This window comes from Mycobacterium sp. 1245852.3 (assembly GCF_001669335.1).
Taxonomy (GTDB): Bacteria; Actinomycetota; Actinomycetes; order Mycobacteriales; family Mycobacteriaceae; genus Mycobacterium; species Mycobacterium europaeum_A.
The window spans coordinates 1-5,562 of the sequence record NZ_LZLL01000129.1 but is presented as its reverse complement, the minus strand read 5'-3'; the positions used below and the strand labels follow the sequence as shown (position 1 = coordinate 5,562).

General features: G+C 69.0%; 5 protein-coding genes and 1 pseudogene. All 6 read right to left on the bottom strand.

Annotation, left to right across the window (positions count from 1 at the left end):
• Nucleotides 1–431: alcohol dehydrogenase catalytic domain-containing protein (locus A9W96_RS05805; protein ID WP_156765125.1), on the bottom strand; the 431-nt coding region annotated here is incomplete at its 3' end.
• 31 nt (nt 432–462) lie between these two features.
• Nucleotides 463–1,935: a long-chain fatty acid--CoA ligase gene (locus A9W96_RS05800; RefSeq protein ID WP_197499411.1), complete on the bottom strand. Its 1,473-nt coding sequence runs from the start codon at nt 1,933–1,935 to the stop codon at nt 463–465.
• Nucleotides 1,932–2,714, bottom strand: a complete 783-nt coding sequence (locus A9W96_RS05795; protein WP_082972061.1) for an SDR family NAD(P)-dependent oxidoreductase — start codon at nt 2,712–2,714, stop codon at nt 1,932–1,934. The genes A9W96_RS05800 and A9W96_RS05795 overlap by 4 nt, the downstream gene beginning before the upstream one ends.
• The gene (locus tag A9W96_RS05790) at nt 2,707–4,320 is read right to left on the bottom strand and encodes an AMP-binding protein (RefSeq protein ID WP_067138374.1); all 1,614 of its coding nucleotides are present in this window, start codon (nt 4,318–4,320) and stop codon (nt 2,707–2,709) included. Before A9W96_RS05790 ends, A9W96_RS05795 begins: the two co-directional genes overlap by 8 nt.
• 21 nt (nt 4,321–4,341) lie before the next feature.
• The gene (locus tag A9W96_RS05785; RefSeq protein ID WP_066865372.1) at nt 4,342–5,082 is read right to left on the bottom strand and encodes a GntR family transcriptional regulator; all 741 of its coding nucleotides are present in this window, start codon (nt 5,080–5,082) and stop codon (nt 4,342–4,344) included.
• Nucleotides 5,082–5,562 (bottom strand): annotated as a pseudogene (locus A9W96_RS05780) (gluconolaconase); the annotation flags it as partial. The pseudogene A9W96_RS05780 and the gene A9W96_RS05785, both read right to left, overlap by 1 nt.

Genomic DNA, 5,562 nt, shown 5'->3' with positions numbered 1-5,562 from the left:
TCTTCGTCGCCCAGGTGCCGCCGGCAGGTTCCGTCGGTCGGCATCTCCCGGACGAACAGGCTCGCCCCGATGTCGCAGATGTAGCTCTGGCCGTTCACGCAGAAGCGGCAACTGCCGCACGCCGGAATGAACGAAAGCGCCACATGGTCCCCCGGCCGCACCGACGTCACGCCGGACCCCACCTCTTCGACGACACCGGCACCCTCGTGCCCGCCGAGCAGCGGGAACCAGTCCGGCGCCGGCTGGCCGCTGGCGGCGATCGCCTCGGCCGTCGGGACCACGTCGCCGGTGAACAGATGGTCGTCGGAGTGGCAGATTCCGGCGACAGCCATCCGGACCATGACTTCACCCGCGTGCGGCGGGTCCAGCTCGATCTCGCGGATCTCCCAATCCTGGCCGACCCCGCGGATGACAGCGGCACGACATTTCATTTGCGACCTCCCTTTCGTGGCGTGGCGGGGCTCAGCGCGCCAGGCTCGCCCGTAGTTCACGCTTGAGCACCTTGCCGTAGCTGTTCTTCGGTAACTCGTCGACGAATTCGTAACGCTTGGGCCGTTTGAAGCGGGCGATGCGCTCCAGCAGATGGGCGTCCAGCGCCGCGGGTTCGACCGCGCCGACGATGAACGCCACCACCACCTCACCCCACTCCTCGTCGGGGGTGCCCACCACGCACGCCTCGGCGACGCCGGGATGCTCGAGCAGCACCTCCTCGACCTCCCGCGGGTAGATGTTGCTGCCGCCGCTGATGACGACGTCCTTCGACCGATCCCGCAGGGTGAGGTAACCGCGCCCATCGAACGAACCCATATCGCCGGTGTAGAGCCAGCCGTCGTTGAGCGCGCTGCGGGTCGCCTCGTCGTTGTGCCAGTATCCGGACATGACCGCGTCGCCGCGGCAGACGATTTCGCCGATCTCGCCGACGGGCGCCGGGCTGCCGTCGGCGCGCAGCACCGCGACCTCCATGCCCGACCGCGCATACCCGACCGATCCCAGGATCGCGTCGTCGTCCGACTCGTGATCGGCGCGGCGCAGTCCGGTGATGGTCATCGGTGATTCGCCCTGCCCGTAGATCTGCGCGAAGATCGGACCGAATGCCGTGATCGCCTTGCGCAGGCTTTCGACGTACATGGGTCCGCCGCCGTAGACGATCGTCCGCAGATTGGCCGGGCGGCCGCGGCCCGTATCCACCAGCCGTTGCACCATCGTCGGCGCCAGGAACGCGCTGGCGCCCGGGTGGTGTGCGCAGAGGTCGAGGAACTCGTCGGGATCGAATGCGCCCGAGGCGGGCAGGATTTGCCGCGCACCGCGCAGCGTGTACGGCAGGATGTAAAGTCCCGAGCCGTGCGACATCGGCGCGGCATGCACCAGGCTGCAGTTCTCGTCCGGATCGTCGATGTCAGCGAGGTGGGCGACCGTCATCGCCGTGAGGTTGCGGTGCGAGAGCATCGCCCCCTTCGACCGGCCGGTGGTTCCGCTGGTGTAGAACAGCCACGCCAGCGCCGAGGGGTCCGTGCGCGGCGGCCGCGCCGGGGCGACGACGAACCGCCGCGAATAGTCCTCGGAATCAAGGATTTCCGTGGGCGCCGCGGTCATCGGGGCGAGCTCGGCACCGATGGCCGACGACGCGAATACCCTAGCGGCGCCGGCGTCCTCGAGGATCTGCGCCATCTCGCGCGGGTGCAGCTTGTAGTTGATCGGGACGACGACACATTCGGCCGCCCAGATCGCGAACATCAGCTCGACGATCTCGGGGCGGTTGTGGGCCGCGATCGCGACACGAGCGCCCGCGCCGTGCTGCCCGCGGATCGACGCGGCCAGCCGTAACGCCCGGTCCCGCAACTCGATCCAGGTGCACACCCGGCGTTCCCCGACGTACAGCGCGCCGCGGTCGGGGAACCGGCTCGCGGCCTGGTCGAGCATGGCGAACAGATTCATTGCTCGGTCCACCGCGACGACAGCCCGAACTCGGAGAGGTACTTCGTCGAGCTCCAGCCGCCGTCGACGACGATCGTCTGGCCGTTGATGAAACTGCCACCCGACGAACACAGAAAGGCGACCGTGCTGGCGATGTCGTCGATGCGGCCCAACCGCTGATGCGGCGTCATCTCGGTGTTGATCTTGCGGAATCGCTCGTCCTCCAAGCGCTTCTCCACCATCGGCGTCACCGTCACCCCGGGGGCGACGGCGTTGCAGCGAATGCCGGACGCGCCGTACTGACAGGCGATGTGGGTGGTCAGCGCGGTCAGGCCGCCCTTGGCGGCCGAATACGCGCCGCCGCGCAGGCCGCCGACGACGGCGAAGGTCGAGGTGACGTTGATGATCGCCGACCCGGGTCCCATGTGTGGCAACACGTCGCGCGCCAGCCGAAACGGTGCCCGCAGCATCAAACCCAGGAAGTAGTCCAGGGTTTCGTCGTCGGTCTCGTGCAGCGGCTTGGGGCTACCGACTCCGGCGTTGTTGATCAGGAAGTCGATGTGGCCCCACCGGTCGACCGCGAGGTCCACGATGCGGCCCGGCGCGTCGTCGTCGGTCAGGTCGACCGCCAGCGTTGCGACGCGATCCGGATCACCGACCGCCCTTGCCAGTTCGGCCAGCCGACCTTCGTCGCGGCCGGTGCCGAGGACCGCCATGCCCATCTCGGCGAGCTTCGTCGCGCACCCCAAGCCGATACCGCTGCTCGCGCCAGTGACGATTGCGACCTGCATCTCACCCATCCTTCGTCAACTCCTGCGCCAAGGCCGCGCGGATCCGATGCTTGAGAACCTTGCCCGCGTCGTTCTTCGGCAGGGCATCCCAGATCACGACCTGTTCGGGCGCCTTGAATTTGGCGACGCCCTTGCTCACCAAGAGCGCAAGCAAACTCGCGACATCCGGGGTCGCCACACCGGTGGGCACGATCACCGCACAGGCCCGCTCTCCGGTACGGTCGTCGGGCAGCCCGACGACCGCGATCTCGGCGATGCCCGGATGCTCGGCGAGCAGGTCCTCGACCTCCTTGGCCGAAATGTTTTCGCCGCTGCGGATGATGACGTCCTTGGCGCGGCCGGTCACCACCAGGTACTCGTCTTGCGAGCCGGATGAGACCCAGCGTCCGAGATCGCCGGTGCGGAAAAAGCCTGCGCCATCGAAAGATTCGGCGCCATCCTCGGGATGGAGATAACCCTGCAGCATCTGCGGGCCGCGCACACAGATCTCCCCGTCACCGGTGGGCGCGGTCTCATGGGCGACGAGCTTGATCTCGGCGATCCCGGGCCGGCCGTCGGTGTCCGCCGCGGCACCGGCCTCGTCGGGCCGGGGAGCACCGACGGTCGCGACGGGCACTTCCGTGCAGCCGTACACCCGGGTGATCACCGCGCGATCGAAATACCCTGCGGCGCGGCGGATCAACGACGGCGACACCGACGCGCCGCCGCAGATGAACACCTTCAGGTCCGGCAGACGGGTGCCGGCGCGCTCGGCGGCCGACAGCAGCTGCTGCAGAAACGGCGTCGCACCGGCCATGTGGGTACACCGCTGCGAGTCCATCAGCGTGACCGCCTCCGCGGCGTTCCACCGGTCCATCAACACCGCGGTGGTGCCCAGCAGCAGTGGGCATTCGAAGGCGTATATCGAGCCGCCGATGTGGGCGACCGGCGATGGCACCAGGAAGGTGTCACCCGGCGCGATCATCCAATGTTCGCGGATCTGGCAGATCAGCGCGTGCATTGAGTTATGGGTGTGCAGCACGCCTTTAGGGCGACTCGTGGTGCCCGACGTGTAGAGCACCATGCGCACGGAGTCGGGATCCAGCGCCGGCAGCGCAGCGGCGTCGGAGGGCGGCTGCTGCAGCAGTGACCCGTACGGTGTGTGCGGACCGGCGTCACCGCGCAGCACCACCACCTCCGGCGCGCGGCTCATTGGCGTCGTCACGCGTTCGATCATCGCCGCGTAGTCGTGGCCGCCGTAGTTTTGCGGGACGAAAAGCAGTGCGGTGCCGGCATCGTCGAGGATGAAGCGCAGGTCGTGGTCGCGCAGCGACGGCAGGATCGGGTTCACCACCATCCCGGCGAGGGTTGCGCCCAGGTAGATGACGGCGGACTCGTGCCAGTTCGGCAGCATGAACGACACGACGCTGCCCGTCGGCATGCGCGCCGACAGGGCGACCGCGAGCGCGTTGGCCTGGGCGTAGAGCGTGGCGCAGTCCACCCGAGTATCGCCGTCCACCAAGGTGATTCGCCGGGGAGAGGCCTGGGCGGCCGCGCGCAGCGCGTCGGCCAGCGTGGTGTGCACCCATAAGCCGCGTCGGTATGCCTCCGACGCATAGGGCGCGTGGGCCCTCACCGCGGCCTCATCCGGGGCGGCCTATTCATCGACGCGACGCATGGTCATCGCGTACCGAAACCTCGACGACAGGTGGGTGTTGATCGTCACCTGGGCCACCTCACCGTCGGAGGTGGTGTAGGTGCGCCGCATCTGCAGCGCGGCCGTCCCCGCTTCCGCACCGAGTCCGTCGGCCAGTTCGGGTGACAGCAGGACGGCGGCGATCTCCTGGTGCAACTGGGCGACGCTCACGCCGAACAGATCCTCGATCAACGGAAAGATCGGGCCGACGTGGCGCTGCAGCAGCCTGCCGACGGCGGCGAAACTGCGGTTGATGTAGTACTCCGTTCGGCACATCGGCACCGACGCGCCGTCGGCCTGCCGATAACCGCGCACCGACAACCACTGGGAGCCGGCCTCGAGACCGGTGCGAGCGGCGAGCTCGTCATCGATCGTCACCATCGCGTTGGATTCGATGGTCAGTTGCGCGCCGGCAGCGAACGCGAGCAGGTCGTCGATCGACAGCGCGTCCTGGGCATAGGAACTCGACGCCGGCCGGGGTACCACCCGGGTGCCCGCCCTCGGCCGGGATGCGACCAGATTGTCCTCGCGCAGCCGGCGCAGTGCCTCGCGGATGGTGTAGCGGCTCACCGCGAAGCGCTCGCACAGCTGGTGTTCGGTGGGCAATTGCGACCCCACCGGGTAGACGCCGTCGACGATCTCCTTGCGCAGCGTGCGCGCGATCTGGAGGTAGCGGTGGTCGCCGGCCACGGCCTGGGGCATCAGGGACCGCCCGGGGTCGGGCGCAAGGCCAGCACGCTGCCGTCGCCGTCGGCCGAGACGTACAGCGTCCCGTCGCCCGCGGCGGTGATGCCGGCGAACGGGCCCTGCGGCCCGGAGAACGGCGGCATCCCGCGCAGCGGTTTGGGCGTCACACCCGGCGGGGGACCAACCGGCAGACCGGATGCGATGGTTCGCCGCGCGTTGGTGCTCAGGTCGAACGCGACCAGCTCCTTGGCGCCGGCGTCGACGACGTAGAGCACTTCTCCGCGGACCAGAATGCCCTGGGGCCGTTGCAGATCGGCGACGACCGTGTCGGGGCTCGAGCCGTTCACCCGCACCACCCGGCCGGCTCCGGCCTCCGCCACCAGGGCGGACCCGTCCGCGCCGATCGCGACGCCGACCGGGTCGCGCAGCCCGGTCGCCAGCACCTCGACGCCGCCGGACTCCCATGACAGCACCCGCCCGGTGCCCAGCTCGGCG